This is a genomic window from Enterobacter sp. E14S (assembly GCF_055666685.1).
Map to the genome: position 1 here is coordinate 191,951 of NZ_JBVODQ010000004.1, position 21,875 is coordinate 213,825.

A 21,875-nucleotide genomic window follows, 5' to 3' on the forward strand; every position below is an offset into this window, starting at 1 on the left:
GGTTCTCCCCCTCACCCTACCCCTCTCCCTAAAGGGAGAGGGAACCGATCGAGCACATTATTATGCCGGCCGCCGGTTTTCTCCCTCTCCCTGTGGGAGAGGGGCGGGGTGAGGGCATCAGGTTAACGCTATGAATTATCATCAATACTACCCCGTCGACATCGTCAACGGCCCCGGCACCCGCTGCACCCTGTTCGTTTCAGGCTGCGTCCACGAATGCCCCGGCTGCTATAACAAAAGCACCTGGCGCTTAAACTCCGGCATGCCGTTTACCGCTGAGATGGAAGACAAGATCGTCAACGACCTGAACGACACGCGCATCAAACGTCAGGGGATTTCCCTCTCCGGCGGCGATCCGCTGCACCCGCAAAACGTGCCGGATATCCTGAAGCTGGTGAAGCGCATTCGGGCAGAGTGTACGGGAAAAGATATCTGGGTCTGGACGGGATACAGGCTGGATGAGCTGAACGCGCAGCAAATGGAAGTCGTGGATCTGATTAACGTCCTGGTCGACGGTAAGTTCGTGCAGGATTTAAAAGACCCGGCGCTGATTTGGCGCGGCAGCAGCAACCAGGTTGTGCATCATCTGCGTTGAACAAAGGCGGATGTTGTCCGTCCGCCCTTACCTCAAAACCGACTCAAACTCTCCATTGCCACCGCCTTAAACCCGGCAAAGTCACTGCAGCCACAGAGCCGCGACATCGCCCGTTCACGCAGGAAGGTGACGAAAATATCGTAAATCGCCATCGCCTCTTCGTATTCACTTTTGCTGATGGCGAGCAGGAAGATGACGTGCGCGGTTTCGTCGCCCCACTGGACGCCATGCGGGGCAAGCACGGTATAGACCACCGTTTTCTGCGCTAAAAGGCCGAGAGAGTGCGGGAGCGCAATACCGTCGCCGAGCATGGTGCTGACGATGGCTTCACGCTCGACGACCGAATCCAGGAACTCCGCGCCGACAAACCCCTCGCCTTCAAGCTGCGCGCACAGTTCGCGAAACAGCGTTTGCTGGTCAACGGGCTTGTCGATAATGCGGAAATGGGCCGCGTCGAAGTACTTATCCAGCATCCACGGGCGGGTGCGGTCCACCAGCACCAGCTTGCCGATCTGCTCTAGCTGATAATCGGTCGGGAACGGGGCGATCATCACCACCGGTTTGGATTTTTCGCTCACGCGGGCGGTGGAAATGACAAAGTCCTCGCCGATGGAATCCGCCAGCTCGTACTCGCGCAGGGTGAGCGTGCGGGCCACCTCAATCTGCGGGTACTTGCGCTGGAGCACCGCCTCGATCATGCGGACCATGGCATTCCCGGCGTCGCATACCAGCAGCACCCGCGGCTGGCGCTGGTAGCCGATGTTGTAGTGGCGCTCCAGCCCGACGCCGATGTGCAGCACCAGGAAGCCGATTTCGTTTTCGCTGATCACATACGGCGTGTATTTTCCCCAGCTCGACACCGCCGCGAGGGTCATATCCCACGCCATCGGGTAGTGCTGCTTGATGTTATCCAGCAGCGGATTGGGGATCATGATTTGATACCGCACGCGGGTGATCATGGTTTTAATGTGCGTGAGCAGGTCAGCGTGCAGCTGCGCGTCGCTGAGCAGATTGTAGTTATAGTGGGTGTTGATATAGCGCAGGATATAGTTGACCAGCGCTTCATCGTCATCCGCGTTAATTGCGCTCGGGGCAATCTCCTGGATCTGCCGCGCCGCAATGTGCACGCACAGCCAGCTCTCCTCTGAAGGTGAAAGCGCTTTGCCCGCCAGCTGCTGGATAGTGACGGCGATATCCTTCGCCGCCTCGCGCACGTTCTCTTCCACGTCTTCGGCATGGAATTCCGGCAGCGGATAGCCCTCGCTGATGCGCCGCACCGACACCGCGCAGTACAGGCGCAGGAACAGCTCGCCTTCGTCGGTCAGACGGATGTGATGACGCGTCAGCGCCTCGTGCAGCACGGGCACCATCTGCTCCGCCACGCCTGCATTCAGCGCCACGTCGGTCACCAGCGGGTTCAGGCTGTCCTGCTGCGCAAGCTCCCAGAGCAGATCGGTCAGGCAGGCGCGGGTCGACATCTCGCTGCCAAACAGCTTCATGCCGTGGCGCGGACGCGTTTCCAGCGTCAGGTTATAGCGGTGGAACCACTCGCGCACTTCGGCCATATCGCTTTGCAACGTGGCGCGACTGACAAACCACTCATCCGCCAGATCCTCGAGCTTAAGAGAAAATGCCGAGGTGAGAAAACGCACCACCAGATAGTGCACGCGCTCCGGCCCGGTCCGGGGAATACGCAGCGCGCGCGGGTGGGATGCCTGCAGCTGCTGGTAGCGCTGGGCATCATCAATTTTGAGCTGATAGCCGTTGCCCCGGCTCAATATAAACTGCGCGCCGTGGCCTGCCAGCAGCGCGTTCAGGGCGGTGATATCGGCACGGACGGTTCGCGTGGAGACCGACAGCCGCTGCGCCAGCTCGTCCTGCGGCAGCGTCTCGTTTTGCAACAGATCGAACAGTTGCGCTAAACGTTGGTTCGGAAATCGCACGGGTTTGTCCTCTTACGGCTTAAGGTGAAATGACCATCTGAGATGGGCTGCCGACCGGGGTATAGTCCGGCTCGAAGCTTAATTTCCCGTCCTGCGCCACGCGGAAACGGGTAATGTTGTCGCTGCGCTGGTTCATGACGTACAGCCAGCGTCCCTGCTTATCGAGCGTCAGGGTGCGCGGGTAGTCGCCGCGCGTCCACACGTCGTCCTGATGCGTCAGCGTGCCCTCTGCTGTTACGGTAAAGTGCCCGATGCTGTTATGCAAACGGTTAGCCACATACAGCTGTTTACCATCGGCGCTTAATGCGAGCCCGGCAGCAAAGCTGGTGCCTTTGTAACCTTCCGGCAGGGCTGAAAGCGTTTTGCCCTCTTTCAGGGTGCCGTTGGCGTTCACGGTATAATGGGTGAGCGTAGACGCCTCTTCGTTAATCAGCCACAGGGCGTCGCCTTTTGGCGTAAAGACAAAGTGGCGCGGCCCGGCGCCTTTTGAGGAGGCGCTGATAAACGGCGGATCGTTCGGCGTCAGCTTCCCTGTTCGATCGTCAAAACGGTACTGGTAGAGGCGATCCAGCCCAAGATCGGTGGAAAACACGTATTTCCCGCTGGGATCGGCGGCGATCATGTGCGCGTGGGGGCCGTTGTGATCGCTGATAGCAAAGCTTCCTTCGACAGCCGCTTCCGGCTTCGCCGCGCCCGGTTCGCCCTGATCCTGACGTTTATCCGTAGCCTCACCCAGGCTGCCGTCTGCGTTGACTGGCAAAACGGCGATCGATCCGCTGACATAGTTAGCCACCAGCAGATGTCGACCGTTAGGCGTCAGCGACAGGTAAACCGGCCCCGCGCCGCCGGAGGCCACCTGATTCAGCTCGCTCAGCTCGCCGTTATCCCCCACCCGCAGCGCCTGCACCACGCCCTGCTCCACTTCGCTTGCCAGGTAGAGCGTTTTGCCATCGCGTGAGACGGCCAGCTGCGCGGCGTTCGGCAGCCTGCTCACCAGCGTTTTATTCGCCAGCGCGCCGCTTTGCGGGTCAACGGTAAAGCGGTACAACCCTTCGCCGTTGGGATTATAGGTGCCCACCCAGGCGTACTGCGGCTGGGCGATAGCGGCGGTGGCGAACATTGAGAGTGAAGCAACAAGCAGGGTACGGGTGTGCATGGTGGCTCCTTCAGGTTTGTGCGGTTTGTTTTCCCTCACCCCGGCCCTCTCCCAAAGGGAGAGGGGGTAAAAGTTCCCTCTCCCTTTGGGAGAGGGTTAGGGTGAGGGCAGATACTACTTCACCAGCTTCTTCGTCATCGCAAGCAGCGTACGCACGTCTTCCGGGCTCGTATCGCCGCTGGCTTTGTCGATAATCGAGCTGTAGATATGTGGGATGATTTTGCTCACGCCCGCGTCGAGGGCGATCTGCAGGATCTCCTCATAGTTTTCGAGATCGATACCTCCGGTCGGCTCCAGCCAGAAGTCGTGACGGGCGCAGGCTTCCGCCACCGCTTTGTACTCGTCACGGCACTTCAGGCCGCCCATCGGGAAGTATTTGATGGAGCTGCCGCCGAAATCCTTCAGCAGGGCAATCGCGGTTTCAACCGGCACAATGCCGTCCGGAGCGTTGCTGCTCAGCGGTCCGGTGGAGATTTTGACCATCCCGACGGTGCCGGTTGGAGAGACCAGACCGTTGACCACCGACTCATTCTGCCCCAGCAGCGCGCGGCTGGTGGCCACGCCGGTAAAGACCTGGTTAACGTGCTGCGGCTGCACCTGACGGGAGATTTCACTCACCATAGCAGACTGGTTCGGATCCCCCGCGCCGAGGCCGACGGAGAGCGCGTTATCAATCAGCGCGGCGTATTCACGCATATCGGCAACGGCGCTCGCCACGTCCGGGTAATTTTTGGAGAGCACGCCCACCAGCACGTGACCTTCCGCCGCCTCGTAAATGGCGCTGGCGTTGGCTTTCGATCCTGCCAGCACGTTCAGGCAGACGCGGTCACGGTAAAAGTTGGGGGTCAGTTTCATGCTTTTTTCTCCTGTCCTAATACTTCGCTAATGCGGCGGTAGACGATGTTCAGCTGGTCAGCGTTCACGCTGCGCACGTCCGCCTCGATAATCCCTTCGTTGGCCTTGTAGCCACGGAAGTAAATGGCGTATTCGCCCTGCTTCAGCTTCGCCACCAGATCGCCCGTGCCGACGCCGGTCGTGGCTTCGTCGAACTTAATCTCGGTACGGGCGATATCGCGACCGGCGCTGTCCCAGACCACGCGCGCGGTCACGCCGTTGAGGGTGTTGAGCGCCTCGATAAACGGCGTCATCTTCGCCACCATCTCGGCCCCGCTCTCTTTGGTCGCCGTCAGGTAGTGTTCGATGGCGCAGGTCAGGCCAAGAATGCCCTCTTTGCCCACCTTCATCGCGCGGCCAATGCCCGCGGTCTGGCGCTTCACCCACTCAACGTACTGGGTTTTGCCGATCACCAGCCCGCTGGTTGGGCCTTCAATCGCCTTCGCGCCGCTGTAGATCACCAGATCGGCACCGGATCGGTAGTACGCGTGCAGATCTTCTTCCGCCGCCGCATCGACGATCAGCGGGAGATCGTGCTTGCGCGCCACCACCGCCGCCTGCTCGACGCTGAGCATGCTTTTCTGCACGCAGTGGTGCGATTTGATGTAGAGGATCGCCGCCGTGCGCGGGGTGATCGCCGCCGCCAGCTGATCGGCGGAGCATTCGTTGGCGTAGCCCGCCTCCACCAGCTTGCCGCCGCCCAGCGCCACCATGGTGCCCACCGGCGCGCCAAAGTTTACGTTGTGGCCTTTCGGCAGGACGATTTCGTTGTTCTCAATCGGGGTCACGTGCAGGTTTTCCAGCAGCCAGTCGCTGTCTTTGACCAGCACCGCCGCCACGGACTGGGCTATGCCCGCCGACGCGCAGGAAACCACCGTCGCGCCTTCCACATCCAGCAGCTTCGCGATGTACTCCCCGGTTTTATTGACCAGATCCTTCATCTCGAAATAGTGATTCATGCCGTCCATCGCCGCCTGCACCACTTCCGGGCGCGGCGTGGAGACGCCCAGCGCCGTCATGCGGCCAGAGGTGTTGATAACCTGCTTTAAATGGTACTTCTCATAAATCGAAGGCATGTTCCGTGCTCCCTTGTTCGGTCATGTAGCCCTTGCCCGCGCGGATCGCGGCAAGCGGCACCAGAATGTGTTCAGCCTGCAGGCTGTCGTTTTCGGCGTCCGTCAGCACCGTCGGCTGGCGTTTAATCGTGAACAGCGTCAGGTCGGCGTCGAGACCCGGCTGGATGCGGCCCTTGCGCGCCAGGCGCAGGCCGTCGGCGGCGTTCGCGGTGACGCAGTCAATCACCTGCGGCAAGGACATGCCGATAGCGAGAAACTTCGACATCACGCTTGCCAGCGAGCCGACCGGACCGTTGATGCGGTTGCGGCAGTAGATATCCGAGCTGATGGTGTGCGGCAGAATACCCATCGCGATGGCGCGTTTCGCCACCTCAAAGCTAAAGCTCGCCGTGCCGTGACCGACGTCCAGACGCACGCCGCGCTTCAGGGCGGAGGTGATGGAGGCGCGCAGCTCGCCGGAGGGCGTCAGAATGCGGTTGGGTTTGCCGTTATAGCAGTGGGTGATGATGTCGCCGGAGCTCAGCAGCTCGGCAATTTCGTCGAGGTTCGGCGGGTTGTTGCCGATGTGCACCATCAGCGGCAGGTCGCCGTTCTCTTTCTGAATGGCTTTAGCGCGCTCCAGCGGCGTAATGCCGTTTTCACCGACCACGCTGCTGCTCATGCGCGCCTTCAGGCCGACGATAAAATCAGGGTGGCGCTTCACCGCCTGCTTCACCGCGTCGGCGTCAATATTCGCCATGTTGGCCAGTTCGTTCTGGGCAATCAGCCCCACGCGGGAGATGTTCAGCAGGGCAAACACCTCGGTGGAGGCCCTGCGGGTGATGTCATAGAAATCGTCCACGTCGTCGGCGCCGGTACTGCCCGCGTCCACCACGGAGGTGACGCCGGTGGCAATGCCCACGCTGTCGGGCTCGTCGTGGTAAATCGGAGAGTTCGGGTAGCAATGAACGTGAGAGTCAATCCAGCCTGCGCTGACGAATACGTCGCCGTTCAGCTCAACCGTTTTATGCGCGGGGGCGTCAATCTCGCCCAGCGCCGCGATCTTCCCGTCCTGAATGGCGATATCGGTCAGGGTATCGTCGGCAAGGCGCGCACGGCGCAGGAGTAAATCAAACATGAGGATCTCCTGATAAGGCGGGCGCCTGAGCGCCCGCGGGTATTAAAGGGCGACCGGGAACAGCCAGCCCAACAGCATTGCACCGAGAATGGCGCCACCGGTGATCGGCTTCTGCCAGATGTAGAACACCAGCGCACCCAGCAGGGAACCGACGCCGATAGGAATGGAGGCGGTCATGGCGCTGAGGATAATCAACGGCCCGAGGAAGCGGCCGGAGGCGTTACCCGCGCCCATCATCACGTCTGCACCGTAGGTGGAGTTGCTCTGGTTGATGGTGAATTTACGCGCCAGGATGATGACGTAGCCAATCGCCAGACCAATCACCAGGCCGGTAATCAGCGCGGCAATGAAGTTGGTCACCGGGAACATGATGCCCGCGCCCAGCAGCAGCGCCGGAACGCCAAGACCGACGCCGGTCTGGATCGCACCGCCGATATCGAGAATCCCCACCAGCGAGCCTTCGATAATACGGGCGAACAGGAAGCTCGCGCCAAATGCCGCCACCGCGCCGTAAACCCCGGTATCGATCCCCGCTTTCAGCATCGCCACGAAGGCCACTTCGTTAAACGCGCCGATGCCGTAGAGGTAGTACATGTGCGTCCCGGCGAAAACGCCGGAGGAGAGCAGGCCAACGAAGATCGGGAACGACCAGTCGGCATACCAAAAACCTTTATTCTGTTCCATTTAGAGGCTCCTGTTATTTACCGCTGAGCGAGTTGTGGATCATGTCGAGCCAGTTCGGCACGGTCAGATGGAAGGATTCGATCATCTTCATGTCGAAGCCGCGGAAGAAGCCGCTCAGCACGAAGAGCAGGACGATCGCCGCCATCATCACTTTAGTAACGTGATTCCAGCCGCTCTCTTCCACGCCTTTACCGATCAGGATCCCCAGCACCAGGCCCGGTACGGCGTTCCCCATAATCAGCTGCGCCGCGCCGCCAAAAATGGTGGCCCAGAAGCCCGATTTTTTACCCGCGTCGATGGCCGCCAGCCAGAAGATCACCGGCATGACGGTGTTGACCAGCAGGTTTGCCGCCGGTACAAGCACCTTCACGGCGGTGACCTGAAGCGCTGCCGGCACGGAGGAGGCGGTCAGGTTCAGGAAGGTGACGACGAGCATGCCAATCACGCCGCAGGCAATCGCCATTTTGCGCGGGTCGTGCAGCGTTTCGCCAACGTTACGGTTTTTGATCATCAGTGCAGCAGCACCCCAGTTCGGGATGATGCGGTGGTCAACGTCCTGTGTGAAGGCACCTGCGGCCACGGAAGAGGCCCAGGCGTTAAAGAAGAAACCTAACCCAAAGGAGAAGTGGGACGCCGGATCCCCTTCACAGGAATTCAGTTCCCCCAACGTACGAAACGCGCCCATACCCTGAGTGGTAGGCGCATGAAACATGCGTGCAGCCCCGGCTCCGACACCGACGCCAACCAGGCCGCCAATGATGAGCGATTTTATTAATATAATTAAGAACATCAGTCTGCCCTTTTATGAATAATCAGCGTTGCGTGACGAAATCCACCTGGTCGAGATTGATAGCGGTCACGTTGACGGTCACATCCAGCTCCACGCTGTAGGTGCGTCTTTCCCGGCGCAGAAAGAAGAACAGAAAGGCTTCTTTACGCACCGCTTCTTGCGCCTGAACGACCTGCACATCCTGTGGCTCAATACGCAGTAAGATATGCGGTGAGGCTTTCATCACCGCGGCCTGAACGTGGTTGAGCGCGTCGGCAAAGGCGCGCGCTTTGGCGTCGCCTTTCCCCTTCACTCTCACCGTGGTTGTGAACTGTTCTTTCATGCTTATGCGCCGTATTTCTTCTGCCACGCCTGTACCAGACGCTCGCCCAGCTCTTCTTTATCCATAAAGCCAAAGCCCAGCACGTTGCAGCCTTCGTTGATGGCGGTCACGCCCTCTTCCACGGAACGCATGCCGTATTTGGCCTTGTAGCCATATTTGGTTTGGGCCGTGATGGCACCCGCGCCGCCGCTGCCGCAGAAGGAGATGCCGAAGGTGGCGTTTTCCGCTTTCATCACGTCGCCGAGCTTCATGTCAGCCGCCATGCCCGGCACGACAACCGCGCGTCCGCCTGCTTTTTCCACACCGGCAGCCACTTTCTGACCTTTGCCCAGGCGATCGCCAATCACGACTGTAATCTGTTCCATGTGTTGCTCCTTAAAGGTTGTCTTTCGCGACTTCAAAGTGAACGGAGAGCAGCCAGGCCTCTTCATCAGGAAGGTTGCCAAACTGCGCGACCACTTCACGGGCAAGTTGCATTGAATCTGGTGAAATTTCGTCAAACAGCTCTGCTTCTACCTCCGGCAGCGGCTCGCCGGTCACGGACCGGTGCGCCATTGCGCGCACGTGGGAGGTGAGCATCTGCTCCTGTACCGCATTGGGGATGATGTTGTTTCGGGCCAGCAGGGCATAAACCTGCTGCAGCATGGTGTTCGCGAGCTGTTCTGTTTGCTCCGCCTGTTCCCCAACGTCGTTCATTACCGCTCCGTTAATCACTGGTCTTACCCCGTTAATGGCTCTGGAATAAAACTAACGTTGGGGGGGAATTGTTTGTAGCGAGTTGTTTTCCACTTCGAAGTGGAAAGGCGAGCCGCAGCAGTGATCTGTGCCACATAAATGCGGTGAATCTGAATTAATCCCGGCATTTGCGTGATGAATATCACGTATTCCAGCGGCAAAACGCGCGCCGGGGAAACGAAACGTTCAGGCGCGGTGACGCTAAAATGTGATGGCGATAGGGTTTACTTATTACCGCGTAAAAAAAACGGGGGCCGCTGGCCCCCGCTGGTTGTTTGTCAGATGCGCGATCGGTTAACGGTATTTCTGATGATACGTGTTACGGGTCGTCACAAACTGCTCGGCCGCCGCCTGGGCTTCCTTCACTTTGCCTTCGTTAGCCAGCTTCAGCGCGCCGTCGATCTGGCCGACCAGCACGTCAAAGCCGTGGCGGTAGTCTTTCATCTCTGCGCTGTCTGCCGCTTTGCTTTCCAGCTTCGGAGGCGTCGCTTTTTGTGCGTCCAGCGCCGCTTCACGCATTTTGGTCAGCGCGTCTTTCATTTCAGCCGCATTGTCGGTTTTCTGCACCACCTTCAGGTTTTGACCGAGGATGCCCATGTCGTCTTCAAGATCGGCAGCAAACGCAGAAGAGCCAAGAACCAGCGTTGAAGCCGCGACGATCGCTAACAGGTGTTTACGCATTGCTCACTTCCTTTTTTATTATTAAAACGCCTTTACGGATATTACTGACCGGCGATTTTCATTTCCGGCAGAAGTACAGAACCACACTGTATATTGCTACGTGTTTCAATATCGTTACCGACCGTAACGATGTTGCGCCACATGTCCTTCAGGTTGCCGGCAATCGTAATTTCGCTCACCGGATACTGGATTTCGCCGTTTTCCACCCAGAAGCCCGCCGCGCCGCGCGAGTAGTCTCCGGTGATGCCGCTTACGCCCTGGCCCATCAGCTCGGTGACCACCAGACCGGTGCCCATCTCTTTCAGCATCTGCTCAAAGTTCAGGCCCTGTCCGGCAATGCGCCAGTTGTGGATGCCGCCAGCGTGTCCGGTGCTTTTCAGCCCCAGCTTGCGCGCGGAGTAGTTGGTCAGCAGCCACTGGGTCAGAATACCGTCTTTGATGATATCGCGACGTTCGGTACGCACGCCTTCGCTGTCGAACGGCGTGGAGGCCAGCCCTTTCAGCAGGTGCGGATGTTCTTCAATGGTGAGCCATTCCGGCAGGATCTGCTTGCCCAGCGAGTCGAGCAGGAAGGTCGATTTACGGTAAACCGAGCCGCCTGCGATAGCGCCCACCAGATGGCCAAACAGACCGGTAGCCACTTCATTCGCAAAAATGACCGGGGCCTTCATGGTGGAGAGTTTACGCGGCGACAGGCGTGACAGCGTGCGTTCGGCACATTCTTTACCCACCCACTCAGGAGACTGCAAATCCCCCAGCGCGCGGCCAATGGTATAGGCGTAGTCACGCTCCATGTCACCGTTCTCTTCGGCGATCACGCAGCTGGAGAGCGAATGGCGGGTGGAGCAGTAGCCCTGCAGCATGCCGTGGCTGTTGCCGAAGACTTTGATGCCGTAATGGCTGTTGAAGCTGCCGCCTTCGGTATTGGTGATGCGCTTATCGGCCTGCAGGGAAGCCTGCTCGGCGCGCGCGGCCAGTTCGATCGCTTCGTCCGGGGTCACTTCCGCCGGGTGGAAAAGATCGAGATCCGGCGCGTCAAACGCCAGCAGGTCTTTATCCGCCACGCCTGCGTAAGGATCCGGGGAGGTATAACGGGCGATATCCAGCGCCGCCTGCACCGTGCGGGCAATGGCATCCGGGCTGAGATCGGTGGATGACGCGCTGCCTTTGCGATTCTGGTGATACACCGTGATCCCAAGCGCGCCATCGCTGTTGAATTCGACGTTCTCCACTTCACCATAGCGGGTACTTACGCTGATGCCGGTGGTTTTGCTGACCGCCACTTCGGCGCCATCTGATTTTTCTGAAGCAAGCATCAGCGCGGTGGAGACGGCTTCTTCAAGAATCTTACGCTGCGCTTCAACTTGTGAGGTTACTTTCATCGCAAATGCCATACTGTAAGAGAGAGTTATCTGAAGTCTAACAGAGAACCGTTTTTCAGTGCGCGTCTTAACTGGTAACATTAGCCTCTTTTTTTAAGGAGCCTGACATGACTAAGCAGCCCGAAGACTGGCTCGACGACGTTCCCGGTGATGACATCGAAGACGAAGATGATGAGATCATCTGGGTCAGTAAAAGTGAAATTAAACGTGACGCCGAAGAGTTAAAACAGCTTGGCGCAGAAATGGTAGAACTGGGTAAAAACGCGCTGGACAAGATCCCGCTCGACCAGGATCTGCGTGATGCCATTGAACTGGCACAGAAAATCAAGAAAGAAGGCCGTCGTCGCCAGCTTCAGCTTATCGGGAAAATGCTGCGTCAGCGCGACGTCGATCCGATCCGCCAGGCGCTGGACAAGCTGAAAAACCGCCACAACCAGCAGGTTGCGTTTTTCCATAAGCTTGAGCAGATCCGCGATCGCCTGATTGAACAGGGTGATGATGCCGTACCGGAAGTGCTGAACCTGTGGCCGGATGCCGACCGCCAGCAGCTGCGTTCCTTGATCCGCAACGCGCAGAAAGAGAAAGAAGGGAATAAGCCGCCGAAGTCTGCGCGCCTGATTTTCCAGTATCTGCGCGAGCTGTCTGAGAACGAAGAGTAATCTGTTCCCCTCACCCCGACCCTCTCCCCGGAGGGGCGAGGGAGGAAAGAATGTAGGCCCGGTAAGCGCAAGCGCCACCGGGCTTTTTTTTACTCTGCGGCTGCCGCTTCCGCTTTCTTCGCCAGACCGTCCAGCAGCTTCTGATGGATCCCCCCAAAACCGCCGTTGCTCATCACCAGAATGTGATCGCCAGGCTGAGCGGCTTTCACCACCATATCCGCGAGCGCATCCACATCCGCGCTCCAGTGTGCAGGCTGAATGCAGGCGTCGGCCACTTCGGCCACCTGCCACGGAATATGCTGCGGCTGCAGCAGGAAGACCTCATCGGCACGTCCTAACGACGGCGCGAGATCATCTTTGCAGATGCCCATCTTCATGGTGTTCGAGCGCGGTTCCAGCACCGCCAGAATGCGGGCTGTCCCGCCGACCTTGCCGCGCAGGGCGGCAAGCGTTGCCAGAATGGCCGTTGGGTGGTGCGCGAAATCGTCATACACCGTCACGCCGTGGGCTTCACCGCGCAGTTCCAGACGGCGACGGGCGTTAATGAACGAGCCCAGCGCATTGGCCGCATCCGCAGGCAAAACGCCCACGTGACGCGCCGCAGCAATAGCCATCAGGCCGTTGTGCATGTTGTGCTCGCCCACCAGGCCCCACTTCACCTCACCCACTTTTTCACCGTCGAGCAGCACTTCCCACTCGGAGGCATCGGCGTTGAGCTTTTTCGCCTGCCAGTGGCCCTGCTCGCCCACCAGCTCCTGCTCGCTCCAGCAGCCCATCGCCATCGTCTGCTTCAGGTTGATGTCGTTCTCAGGCAGGATGATGCGCCCCTGGCCCGGAACAATACGCACCAGGTGGTGGAACTGTTTCTGGATCGCTTTCAGGTCGTCAAAAATATCCGCGTGGTCGAACTCAAGGTTGTTGAGGATCAGCGTGCGCGGGCAGTAATGCACGAACTTAGAACGCTTGTCGAAGAACGCGCAGTCGTATTCGTCGGCTTCGATCACGAAGAACGGGCTGTCACCCAGACGCGCAGAAACGTCGAAATTGCCCGGTACGCCGCCAATCACGAAGCCCGGCTTGTAGCCGCAGGCTTCAAGGATCCAGGTCGCCATGCCCGCGGTCGTGGTTTTGCCATGGGTACCGGCAACGGCAACCACCCAGCGGTCGCGCAGGACGAAGTCATGCAGCCACTGCGGGCCGGACATGAACGGAATATTGCGTTCCAGAACCGCCTCGACGCACGGATTGCCGCGGGTCATGGCGTTGCCGATGATCACCAGATCCGGCTCGGGATCCAGCTGGCTGGCATCGTAGCCCTGAATTAACGAGATGCCCTGTTTCTCCAGAAGTGTGCTCATTGGCGGATACACATTGGCGTCCGAACCTGTCACTTCATGGCCCAGCGAGCGCGCCAGCATTGCCAGTCCGCCCATGAAAGTGCCACAAATCCCCAATATATGAATGCGCATACGTCACTATCCTTCTTCAATGTGGCGCACATTTTACTCACATGTTAGCGGCTGTGAAACGCATTTCAGGTAAATCCGTATGTTGCTGGCGCGATTCACCTCTGCGCTAATATTTGAATGTTTGTTAAGATTGTTGGGCTTTAGTCGTTTTAGTGAACATACAATCGCTCTACTCACAAAGATGCAGGGAAAGTGTTATGAAAACGTTAGGTGAATTTATTGTCGAAAAGCAGCACGAGTTCTCTCATGCTACCGGTGAACTCACTGCTTTGCTGTCGGCAATAAAGCTGGGCGCTAAGATCATCCACCGCGATATCAACAAGGCCGGTCTGGTCGATATCCTGGGTGCCAGCGGTGCCGAGAACGTTCAGGGCGAGGTTCAACAGAAGCTCGATCTGTTCGCAAATGAAAAACTGAAAGCTGCACTGCGCGCGCGCGACATCGTTGCGGGTATCGCCTCTGAAGAAGAAGATGAAATTGTTGTTTTCGAAGGGTGTGAACACGCTAAATACGTTGTTCTGATGGATCCGCTCGACGGCTCCTCAAACATCGACGTTAACGTTTCTGTCGGTACCATTTTCTCCATCTACCGCCGCGTCACGCCTGTTGGCACGCCGGTGACCGAAGAAGATTTCCTGCAGCCGGGCATTAACCAGGTTGCTGCCGGTTACGTCGTTTATGGCTCCTCCACCATGCTGGTGTACACCACCGGCTGCGGGGTTCACGCCTTTACGTACGATCCTTCACTGGGCGTTTTCTGCCTGAGCCAGGAACGCATGCGCTTCCCGGAGAAGGGCAACACTTACTCCATCAACGAAGGCAACTACATCCGCTTCCCGAACGGCGTGAAGAAGTACATTAAATTCTGCCAGGAAGAAGATAAAGCGACCCAGCGCCCGTACACGTCCCGCTATATTGGCTCTCTGGTCGCGGATTTCCACCGTAACCTGCTGAAAGGCGGTATCTACCTCTACCCAAGCACCGCCAGCCACCCGGACGGGAAGCTGCGCCTGCTGTACGAGTGCAACCCGATGGCGTTCCTCGCCGAACAGGCGGGCGGCAAGGCGAGCGACGGTAAAGAGCGTATTCTGGATATCGTGCCGGAAAGCCTTCACCAGCGCCGTTCATTCTTCGTCGGCAACAACCACATGGTTGAAGACGTTGAACGTTTTATCCGTGAGTATCCGGACGCGTAATGCCTCTCTACAGGGGAGCCGTTCTGGCTCCCCTGTTCATTTATATATTTTACCGTATAAGTGTTTATAAAAAACATGCTTTAATATTCACCACTGCTCCTGCATTATTTCCATAACAGTTTGACAGATATTTCGTGGAGCAGAATCGCAATGAATAATTATTCCCGTGCTAATACCGGCATTGATTTAAATCTTATCCCTGTATTTATTGAAATCGTCCGCTGCGGCAGCATGGCTAAAGCCTCTTTGCGTCTGGAGATGTCACGTCCGGCGGTGAGTCTGGCCCTAAAGCGTTTTAATCAACTCTTTGATGAACCGTTATTTTTCCGCAAAGGTTTATATCTTGAACCGACGGAAAAAGCGTTAGCTTTAACCAGTTCGCTGGAAATATTAATGGGTGAAATTCACGATAATATTGCGGCAGTTAATTCCGGAAAAAATAAAACCCCGGCACAGAACGTACCGGGGCTGGGTAATATTATGCAGCGGTCTGAGTCGTCACTTTGAATGATGACATGGCTTCCATCAGCTGACGCGACTGCTCCTCAAGAGAGCGGGTCGCGGCGGAGGATTGCTGCACCAGCGCGGCATTCTGCTGCGCGGTTTCGTCCATCTGATTCACCGCAATATTCACCTGCTCAATACCGCGGCTCTGCTCCTGAGACGCGGTCGCAATCTCACGCATCAGTTTGGTCATGCGCAGCACTTCTGTTGCGATCTCGTCCATCGTCTCGCCAGCCTGCTGGGCCAGCTCGCTGCCCTCGTTAACGTGGGTCTGCGAATCACTGATAAGCGTTCGGATCTCTTTCGCCGCGTCGGCGCTGCGGCTGGCAAGGTTTCGCACTTCGCCCGCGACGACGGCAAACCCGCGCCCCTGCTCGCCCGCGCGCGCCGCTTCCACGGAGGCGTTAAGCGCCAGGATATTGGTCTGGAAGGCAATACCGTCGATCACGCTCAGGATGTCGGCGATACGCGCCGAGCTGCCCGAGATATCGCGCATTTTTTCAATTACGTAGCAGACCATTTCGCTGCCGTGATCGGCCGTGTCGGACACCGACTTCGCCAGCTGGTGCGCCTGTTCGGCGTTATCGGCGTTGAGCTTCACCGTCGCGGTGATCTGTTCCATGCTGGCCGCCGTCTGCTCCAGCGACGTGGCGGTGGATTCCGTACGCTCGGCAAGATCGCGGTTTCCCAGCGTCAGCTCGCGGCTTCCGGTGTCAATTTGCGAGCTGGCGTCGCGTACCCGCATAACCGAGTTCATCAGCGACTGTCGCATCTCCTCTATCACCGCGTTGAGGCGGTTAAACTCCTGGCTCGCGGGCGCGGCAAGCGTATGGGTTAAATCCCCCGCCGCCACGTTCTCCAGCTGAGCAATGGAGGCCGAGAGCGGCTGGAGCAGCATATGGCGCAGCACCAGCCACGCGAGCACGATAATGCCCGCCGTCAGCAGCGCTGCGACGATAATCAGGATCAGCACGCGGGTTTTACTCGACTGTACGGCGCTCACTTCCGCCTGACCACGCGCTTCGCTCCATTTCTGAAACGCCTGCATATCGTTATCAAACTGTTTTGCCACCGGGATCAGCGTCTTCTCCAGCAGATCGTAATACCCGTCCGCGCTCTGGTCGTTCAGGGTTTTCAACATCGGGTTGATCCCCTGCTGGTTATACGTCGCCAGGCTGGCTGACACTTTGTCGAGCAGCTGTTGCCCCTGCTCGTCAGCCACGCCGCCGTCGATCACGCCTTTCAGCGTTTTCTGGGCCAGGGCAACTTCCTGATTGATGTTTTTTACCGCTTTGGCCGCATCGTCCAGCATGCCGATTTCCATCATGCGGACGGCCTGGCCCGCCTCATTGCGCGCGCGCAGGATCAGCGTGTAGCCTGAATTAAGCTGCACCATCTGCTCACCCTGAAGGTGATTAATACGCTGCAGTGAAGAAGAACTCTGTGTGAGGGCATAAATGCCGATGCCGCTGACAATCAGCAGCAGCAGGGTCATAACGGCCAGTAAAGAGAGCAAGCCGGTACGAATCGATAGCGTTTTAAGCATGATATTATTTCCGGTAGCGAGATATTTCTGGGCATAAAAGAAGAGTATCGGCCGCTACCGGTAAATGTTTATACACGTCATCCTTCAAGCTGCGTCTGCTCACCCCAGTCACTTACCTTAGTAAGCTCCTGGGGATTCTCAGACTTGCCGCCTTGATGCAGCTTGAATGATTTAGTGTATAGACTTTAAGCAAATTCAGCGTGTTATCGCTCTGTTACCGATGTGTTTACGCGGGTAACAGGCGAGCTTTGGCGGTTCTCCCAGAGCACCGTCAGGCCACGCTGCAGGGCAATAAAAATAAACAGCAGAATGCCGATGGCGATCTTCGTCCACCACGAGCTGAGCGTGCCGTCAAAGTTGATATAGGTTTGTATCAGCCCCTGGATAGCCACGCCGAACAGCGTTCCCAGCACCGTGCCCACCCCGCCGCTGAGCAGCGTGCCGCCGATAACCACAGAAGCAATCGCATCCAGCTCAACGCCCACGCCTGCAAGGGCATAGCCCGCCTGGGTATACACCGAGAAGACGATACCCGCCAGCGTCGCCAGGCCGGTCGAGAGCATATAGATGCGTATGGTGGTGCTGCGGGTGGAGATCCCCATCAGGTTTGCCGACGTGGCGTTACCGCCGATGGCGTAAACCTGATTGCCAAACCGGGTACGATGGGCGAGGAAGATGCCAATCACCACCACGCCCAGCATCAGCAGCCCCATCGCGCTCAGGCGGCCGCCGCCGGGAATTTTCCACGCCAGGCTGGAGAGCGTGTCGTACACCGGATGGTTAATCGGAATCGACTCTTCCGACACCAGGTAGCTCACCCCGCGCAGGAAGAACATTCCCGCGAGGGTAATGATAAACGCCGGGATTTTTAACGCGTCGATCAGCAGCCCCATAAAGGCGCCAAACGCGCAGCCCATCGCCAGCACCAGCGGAAACGCCACCAGCGGAGAGATCCCCCAGAAGCCTATCGCCTTCGCGAGGAACACGCCCGTAAACGCGATCACCGACCCGACGGAGAGATCGATCCCGCCGGAGAGGATCACAAAGGTCATGCCGACGGCGATAATGCCTAAAAAGGCGTTATCGGTCAGGATATTGCAGATCACGCGCGTCGAGGCAAAACCGGGGAACTGCGTCAGACAGTAGAGATACCCCAGCACAAACACGCCCAGCGTGATCATCAACGGTAAATTACGTTTTATCATGGCCACGGATCCCCTTAATGATGCTGACAAAGCGCGGCGACTGGACGATCAGCACGCAGAGCACGACCACCGCTTTCACCACCTGGTTGAGTTCCGGCTGGAATCCCGAAAGCAGGATCCCGGTGTTCATGCCCTGAATGATCAGCGCGCCAATCACCGAGAGCAACAGGTTAAAGCGCCCGCCCATCAGCGATCCACCGCCGATCACTACCGCGAGGATCGCGTCCAGCTCCAGCCAGAGCCCCGCGTTGTTGGCATCGGCCCCGCGAATGTCCGCCGCGACGATGACCCCGGCGATGGCGGCGCAGACGCCGCTCAGCACGTAGGTCAGCATCACCATCAGCCGGGTGTTGACCCCGGCGTTGCGCGCGGCGCGGATGTTGATCCCGACGGCTTCAATGAACATGCCCAGCGCCGTTTTGCGGGTGAAAAGCCAGAAGACAATGAGCGTGACCAGGGCAACGATCACCGGTGTCGGGAAGAACAGAAGGTTGCCGCTCCCGATCCACGCCAGGCTCGGCGAGTTAAAGGTGACAATCTGCCCGGAGGTAATCAGCTGCGCCACGCCGCGCCCGGCCACCATTAAGATAAGGGTGGCGACAAAGGGCTGAATTTTCAGCACCGCCACCAGAATGCCGTTCCATAATCCGGCCAGCACGCCGGTGCCTAAGGCCGCCAGCAGTACCACCGGCAGGCTGTGTCCGGACACGGTCATGGAGGCTGCCGTGGCCCCGGCGATGGCCATCACCGCGCCGACGGAGAGGTCAATTCCGCCGGTGGCGATGACCAGCGTCATCCCGATGGCCAGCAGCGCCACCGGCGCGGCACGGTTTAGAATGTCTATTGGGCTGCCAAACAGGCGGCCATCCTGCACGATAATCTGGAAGAAATGCGGCGCGACCAGGCTATCAACCAGCAGAACCACCAGCAGCGCTGCGATTTGCGGCGTGCCGGTTGGCCAGCTGAAGCGGCGCTTTGACTCACCGGTTTGCGAAAGCGAACGGGGCATCACGATTTACTCCTTATGCCGCGATGGCATTCATGATCGCCGGAACGGACAGCTTATCCAGCGGGATCTCTGCCACCTGTTTGCGATCGCGCATGATGATGACGCGATCGGCATATCCCACCAGCTCCTCCAGCTCGGACGAAATAACCAGCAGCGCCAGACCGTCCGCGCACAGGGTTTCGATAAGCCGGATAATTTCGGCGTGCGCACCCACGTCAATGCCGCGGGTTGGTTCGTCGAGGATCAGGAACTGGGGTTTGGTCAGCAGCCAGCGAGAGAGCAGCACCTTCTGCTGGTTACCGCCGGAGAGGAACTCGATGGGCTGTTCCGCGCTCGGCGTGCGGATGCCGAGCTGGCGAATAAAGCGCTCGGCAATGGCGTTTTGCTCTTTACGGGGGATCGGGCGCAGCCAGCCGCGCTGGGCCTGCAGCGCCAGAATGATATTTTCCCGCACCGAGGCCGCGGCAATAATGCCGTCCGTTTTCCGATCTTCCGGGCAGAAGCCCACTCCGAGGCAGGAGGCCTGATGCGGCGATCGTAAGGTTTGCGGTTTGCCCTTGATCAGCGCGCTGCCGCTGTCCGCCGGCTTGATCCCGAAGATCACCTCGGCGGTTTCGGTTCGTCCGGATCCTAACAGGCCCGCCAGCCCGACAATTTCGCCCGGGCGGACTTCCAGATTAAACGGCGATATCACGCCTTTCTTGCCGTAATCGCTGAACGCGGCGACCGGTTTTTCGCTCAGCAGCGTGCGCCCGGCGCGCTGAAGGGCGTTGGTTTCCAGCTCGCGGCCCAGCATCATTTTCACCAGCTCGATCTGCGGCAGCTCGCGGGTTTCGCGGCAGCCGACAAAGCTGCCGTTGCGCAGCACCGTGATGCGATCGCTTACCTCATACACCTGATCGAGGAAGTGGGTAACGAAGATCAGGCTGACGCCCTGATCGCGCAGCTGGCGCATCAGGGTAAAGAGCATCTCTACTTCCTGGGTGTCTAGACTGGCGGTGGGTTCGTCGAGGATCAGCACCTTTGCCGAGAGGTCTATCGCGCGACAAATGGCGACAATCTGCTGCATCGCCACGGAAAAGCGGTTCAGCGGCTCGCGGACGTCGAGGGAGAAGCCGTACGATTCCATCAGCTTTGTCGCCCGCGCCTCCATCTCTTTTCGGCGCAGCAGGCCAAAACGTCGCGGCTCACGTCCAATAAACAGGTTATCCGCCACCGACATATTCGGCAGCAGGTTCACTTCCTGGTACACCGTCCCGATCCCCAGCTGTTGGGCATGGGCGGTATTTTTCGGCGAAATGGCGTTGCCTTCCAGCCAGATGGTGCCGCGATCGGCATGATAAACGCCGGTGAGGGATTTAATCAGCGTCGATTTTCCCGCGCCGTTCTCGCCCAGCAGCGCCATAATCTCACCGCGCCGCAGGCTGAAATCAACGTTATCCAGCGCCTTTACGCCGGGGAAGAATTTGCTTAAGCCCTCTGTGCGGAGGATTTCCTGGTGTTGTTCAGTGGTCATGGTTTCCCCCTCACCCTGACCCTCTCCCCGGAGGGGAGAGGGGACTATTCGTGCCAGTCTATAAATTTCTGCCCAAACTGCCCTTTTCCCTCTCCCCTCCGGGAGAGGGCTGGGGTGAGGGGCGAAGGCATCAGTAGCCCATATTTTTCTTCTTCTCTAACTCTTCTTTCGCCGTGTCAGGCAGGTATAGCGTGGACTTGGTGACCGTCACCTTCTCAGGCATCGTGCCGTCTTTCTTGAATTTCTCCAGCGCGTCGAATGCCGGACCCGCCATGTTTGGCGTCAGCTCCACGCTGGCGTTGGCTTCGCCGTCGATCATTGCTTTGTAGATGTCCGGCACGCCGTCGATAGAGCCGGTGAGGATATCTTTGCCCGGCTTCAGGCCCGCTTCTTTAATCGCCTGAATCGCACCGATCACCATGTCATCGTTGTGGGCGTAAACCATGCAGATGTTCTTGCCGTTGTTTTCAGCCTTGATGAAGCTCTCCATGACCTCTTTACCTTTACTGCGCGTAAAGTCGCCGGACTGAGAGCGGATAATCTTGATGTTTGGCGCTTTAGCGATGGCCTCAGCAAAGCCTTTTTTACGGTCGATGGCCACGCTCGCGCCGACGGTGCCCTGCAGCTCAACGACGTTACACGGCTTACCGTCGACCTGTTTCACCAGCCAGTCGCCAATCAATTGCCCTTCAAGCACGTTGTTGGCGGTCACGGTGGTCATATAGAGGGATTTGTCTTTGACGTCGATGGAACGGTCGAGCAGGAAGACCGGGATCTCAGCGTCTTTCGCTTCCTTCAGGACGGGTTCCCAACCGGTCGCCACGACGGGTGCAATAAAGATGGCATCCACGCCCTGGGCGATAAAGGAGCGCACGGCTTTGATCTGATTCTCTTGTTTTTGCTGACCATCGGCGATTTTCAGGGTAATGCCGCGTTTCTGAGCCTCGCTTTTCGCAACGTTGGTTTCTGCCGCTCGCCAGCCAGATTCAGAGCCGACCTGCGAAAAACCTACGGTTAAGGGAGCGGCCATCGCCATAGACGACATGGCTGCCGAAACTGCTGTGACAAGAAGTAAGCGCTTCCACATATGAGCGTCCTCGTAGGGGTGTTTATTGTTGGTTAAAAGATGTTCTGCGAAATGACTATAGCCCATGAAATATGTAACGAATTGCGTTACATCACACTTCAGAAAAGTGAATAAAACGTTAATCACAAGTTTGTAATCGCTTTCATTTCACCATGAAAAATGCGGCTGAGTTTATGGATTTTTCTGTCATGGAAAGGGTCTGAAAAGTGGAGAAAGCGGGGAGAGAAAGCGAAAACAGGCGGAGACATTCAGCGCGAGTTGGCTATAATACCTGCCACTTGTTTACCATCCATTTTAAAGGACACCGAC

22 protein-coding genes are annotated in these 21,875 nt (G+C 58.1%); 4 read left to right on the forward strand and 18 right to left on the reverse strand.

Translation table 11 applies throughout. The features are described from left to right. Positions 1 to 130 precede the first annotated feature (130 nt). Complete coding sequence (gene nrdG / locus ACZ6J2_RS11940; RefSeq protein ID WP_471725808.1) at positions 131 to 595, forward strand: anaerobic ribonucleoside-triphosphate reductase-activating protein; 465 nt, start codon at positions 131 to 133, stop codon at positions 593 to 595. Between the two features lie 32 nt (positions 596 to 627). On the opposite strand, the gene ACZ6J2_RS11945 is transcribed toward nrdG, so the two are convergent. The 12 genes from ACZ6J2_RS11945 to pmbA all read right to left on the reverse strand — a co-directional run bounded on the left by ACZ6J2_RS11945 (position 628) and on the right by pmbA (position 11,387). Continuing rightward, positions 628 to 2,538, reverse strand: a complete 1,911-nt coding sequence (locus ACZ6J2_RS11945; RefSeq protein WP_471725809.1) for a BglG family transcription antiterminator — start codon at positions 2,536 to 2,538, stop codon at positions 628 to 630. A gap of 19 nt (positions 2,539 to 2,557) precedes the next feature. Beyond that, positions 2,558 to 3,694, reverse strand: a complete 1,137-nt coding sequence (locus ACZ6J2_RS11950) for a lactonase family protein (RefSeq protein ID WP_471725810.1) — start codon at positions 3,692 to 3,694, stop codon at positions 2,558 to 2,560. A 114-nt stretch (positions 3,695 to 3,808) separates the two neighbouring features. After that, on the reverse strand, positions 3,809 to 4,549 hold the full coding sequence (dagF, locus tag ACZ6J2_RS11955) for a 2-dehydro-3-deoxy-phosphogluconate aldolase (RefSeq protein ID WP_471725811.1): 741 nt from the start codon (positions 4,547 to 4,549) through the stop codon (positions 3,809 to 3,811). Then, complete coding sequence (locus tag ACZ6J2_RS11960) at positions 4,546 to 5,664, reverse strand: DgaE family pyridoxal phosphate-dependent ammonia lyase (RefSeq protein WP_047059507.1); 1,119 nt, start codon at positions 5,662 to 5,664, stop codon at positions 4,546 to 4,548. The genes dagF and ACZ6J2_RS11960 overlap by 4 nt, the downstream gene beginning before the upstream one ends. Further along, entirely contained in the window at positions 5,648 to 6,781 is a 1,134-nt protein-coding gene (locus ACZ6J2_RS11965) for an amidohydrolase/deacetylase family metallohydrolase (protein WP_033144494.1), read from the reverse strand. The genes ACZ6J2_RS11960 and ACZ6J2_RS11965 overlap by 17 nt, the downstream gene beginning before the upstream one ends. A gap of 42 nt (positions 6,782 to 6,823) precedes the next feature. Continuing rightward, a complete protein-coding gene (locus tag ACZ6J2_RS11970; RefSeq protein WP_023310183.1) occupies positions 6,824 to 7,465 on the reverse strand; it encodes a DUF4310 family protein in 642 nt (213 codons plus the stop codon). Positions 7,466 to 7,478: 13 nt separating this feature from the next. Next, on the reverse strand, positions 7,479 to 8,255 hold the full coding sequence (locus ACZ6J2_RS11975) for a DUF4311 domain-containing protein (protein ID WP_023310182.1): 777 nt from the start codon (positions 8,253 to 8,255) through the stop codon (positions 7,479 to 7,481). A gap of 22 nt (positions 8,256 to 8,277) precedes the next feature. Further along, positions 8,278 to 8,577, reverse strand: a complete 300-nt coding sequence (locus tag ACZ6J2_RS11980) for a DUF4312 family protein (RefSeq protein WP_006810338.1) — start codon at positions 8,575 to 8,577, stop codon at positions 8,278 to 8,280. A gap of 2 nt (positions 8,578 to 8,579) precedes the next feature. Further along, positions 8,580 to 8,942: an SFCGS family glycine-rich protein gene (locus tag ACZ6J2_RS11985; RefSeq protein ID WP_023293430.1), complete on the reverse strand. Its 363-nt coding sequence runs from the start codon at positions 8,940 to 8,942 to the stop codon at positions 8,580 to 8,582. Positions 8,943 to 8,952: 10 nt separating this feature from the next. Beyond that, complete coding sequence (locus tag ACZ6J2_RS11990) at positions 8,953 to 9,291, reverse strand: glycine dehydrogenase (protein WP_121424885.1); 339 nt, start codon at positions 9,289 to 9,291, stop codon at positions 8,953 to 8,955. A gap of 315 nt (positions 9,292 to 9,606) precedes the next feature. Then, complete coding sequence (cybC, locus tag ACZ6J2_RS11995; protein WP_023334302.1) at positions 9,607 to 9,993, reverse strand: cytochrome b562; 387 nt, start codon at positions 9,991 to 9,993, stop codon at positions 9,607 to 9,609. A gap of 41 nt (positions 9,994 to 10,034) precedes the next feature. Beyond that, positions 10,035 to 11,387: a metalloprotease PmbA gene (gene pmbA / locus ACZ6J2_RS12000; protein WP_023310180.1), complete on the reverse strand. Its 1,353-nt coding sequence runs from the start codon at positions 11,385 to 11,387 to the stop codon at positions 10,035 to 10,037. A gap of 95 nt (positions 11,388 to 11,482) precedes the next feature. On the opposite strand from pmbA, the gene yjgA reads away from it, so the two are divergent. Continuing rightward, positions 11,483 to 12,034, forward strand: a complete 552-nt coding sequence (gene yjgA, locus ACZ6J2_RS12005) for a ribosome biogenesis factor YjgA (RefSeq protein ID WP_029739257.1) — start codon at positions 11,483 to 11,485, stop codon at positions 12,032 to 12,034. A gap of 89 nt (positions 12,035 to 12,123) precedes the next feature. On the opposite strand, the gene mpl is transcribed toward yjgA, so the two are convergent. Beyond that, positions 12,124 to 13,503: a UDP-N-acetylmuramate:L-alanyl-gamma-D-glutamyl-meso-diaminopimelate ligase gene (mpl, locus tag ACZ6J2_RS12010; RefSeq protein WP_029739256.1), complete on the reverse strand. Its 1,380-nt coding sequence runs from the start codon at positions 13,501 to 13,503 to the stop codon at positions 12,124 to 12,126. 197 nt (positions 13,504 to 13,700) lie between these two features. Here mpl and fbp point away from each other — a divergent pair, with 197 nt between their 5' ends. Both fbp and ACZ6J2_RS12020 read left to right on the forward strand, forming a co-directional pair. Continuing rightward, positions 13,701 to 14,699: a class 1 fructose-bisphosphatase gene (gene fbp / locus ACZ6J2_RS12015; RefSeq protein WP_023310178.1), complete on the forward strand. Its 999-nt coding sequence runs from the start codon at positions 13,701 to 13,703 to the stop codon at positions 14,697 to 14,699. A 150-nt stretch (positions 14,700 to 14,849) separates the two neighbouring features. Further along, positions 14,850 to 15,206 carry a helix-turn-helix domain-containing protein gene (locus ACZ6J2_RS12020; RefSeq protein WP_033144492.1) on the forward strand — a complete coding sequence of 119 codons (357 nt, stop codon included), beginning with the start codon at positions 14,850 to 14,852 and terminating at the stop codon, positions 15,204 to 15,206. Here the strand turns inward: ACZ6J2_RS12020 and ACZ6J2_RS12025 are convergent. The 5 genes from ACZ6J2_RS12025 to ytfQ all read right to left on the reverse strand — a co-directional run bounded on the left by ACZ6J2_RS12025 (position 15,178) and on the right by ytfQ (position 21,566). Then, positions 15,178 to 16,749: a methyl-accepting chemotaxis protein gene (locus ACZ6J2_RS12025; protein ID WP_471725813.1), complete on the reverse strand. Its 1,572-nt coding sequence runs from the start codon at positions 16,747 to 16,749 to the stop codon at positions 15,178 to 15,180. The genes ACZ6J2_RS12020 and ACZ6J2_RS12025 overlap by 29 nt on opposite strands. Positions 16,750 to 16,952: 203 nt before the next feature. After that, positions 16,953 to 17,954 (reverse strand): galactofuranose ABC transporter, permease protein YjfF, encoded by a 1,002-nt coding sequence (yjfF, locus tag ACZ6J2_RS12030; RefSeq protein ID WP_023293434.1) that lies wholly within the window; start codon positions 17,952 to 17,954, stop codon positions 16,953 to 16,955. Further along, positions 17,941 to 18,966 carry a galactofuranose ABC transporter, ATP-binding protein YtfT gene (ytfT, locus tag ACZ6J2_RS12035; protein WP_029741734.1) on the reverse strand — a complete coding sequence of 342 codons (1,026 nt, stop codon included), beginning with the start codon at positions 18,964 to 18,966 and terminating at the stop codon, positions 17,941 to 17,943. Before ytfT ends, yjfF begins: the two co-directional genes overlap by 14 nt. Before the next feature lie 10 nt (positions 18,967 to 18,976). Beyond that, entirely contained in the window at positions 18,977 to 20,479 is a 1,503-nt protein-coding gene (ytfR, locus tag ACZ6J2_RS12040; RefSeq protein ID WP_008501421.1) for a galactofuranose ABC transporter, ATP-binding protein YtfR, read from the reverse strand. 130 nt (positions 20,480 to 20,609) lie between these two features. Next, entirely contained in the window at positions 20,610 to 21,566 is a 957-nt protein-coding gene (ytfQ, locus tag ACZ6J2_RS12045; protein ID WP_014882271.1) for a galactofuranose ABC transporter substrate-binding protein YtfQ, read from the reverse strand. Positions 21,567 to 21,875 lie beyond the last annotated feature (309 nt).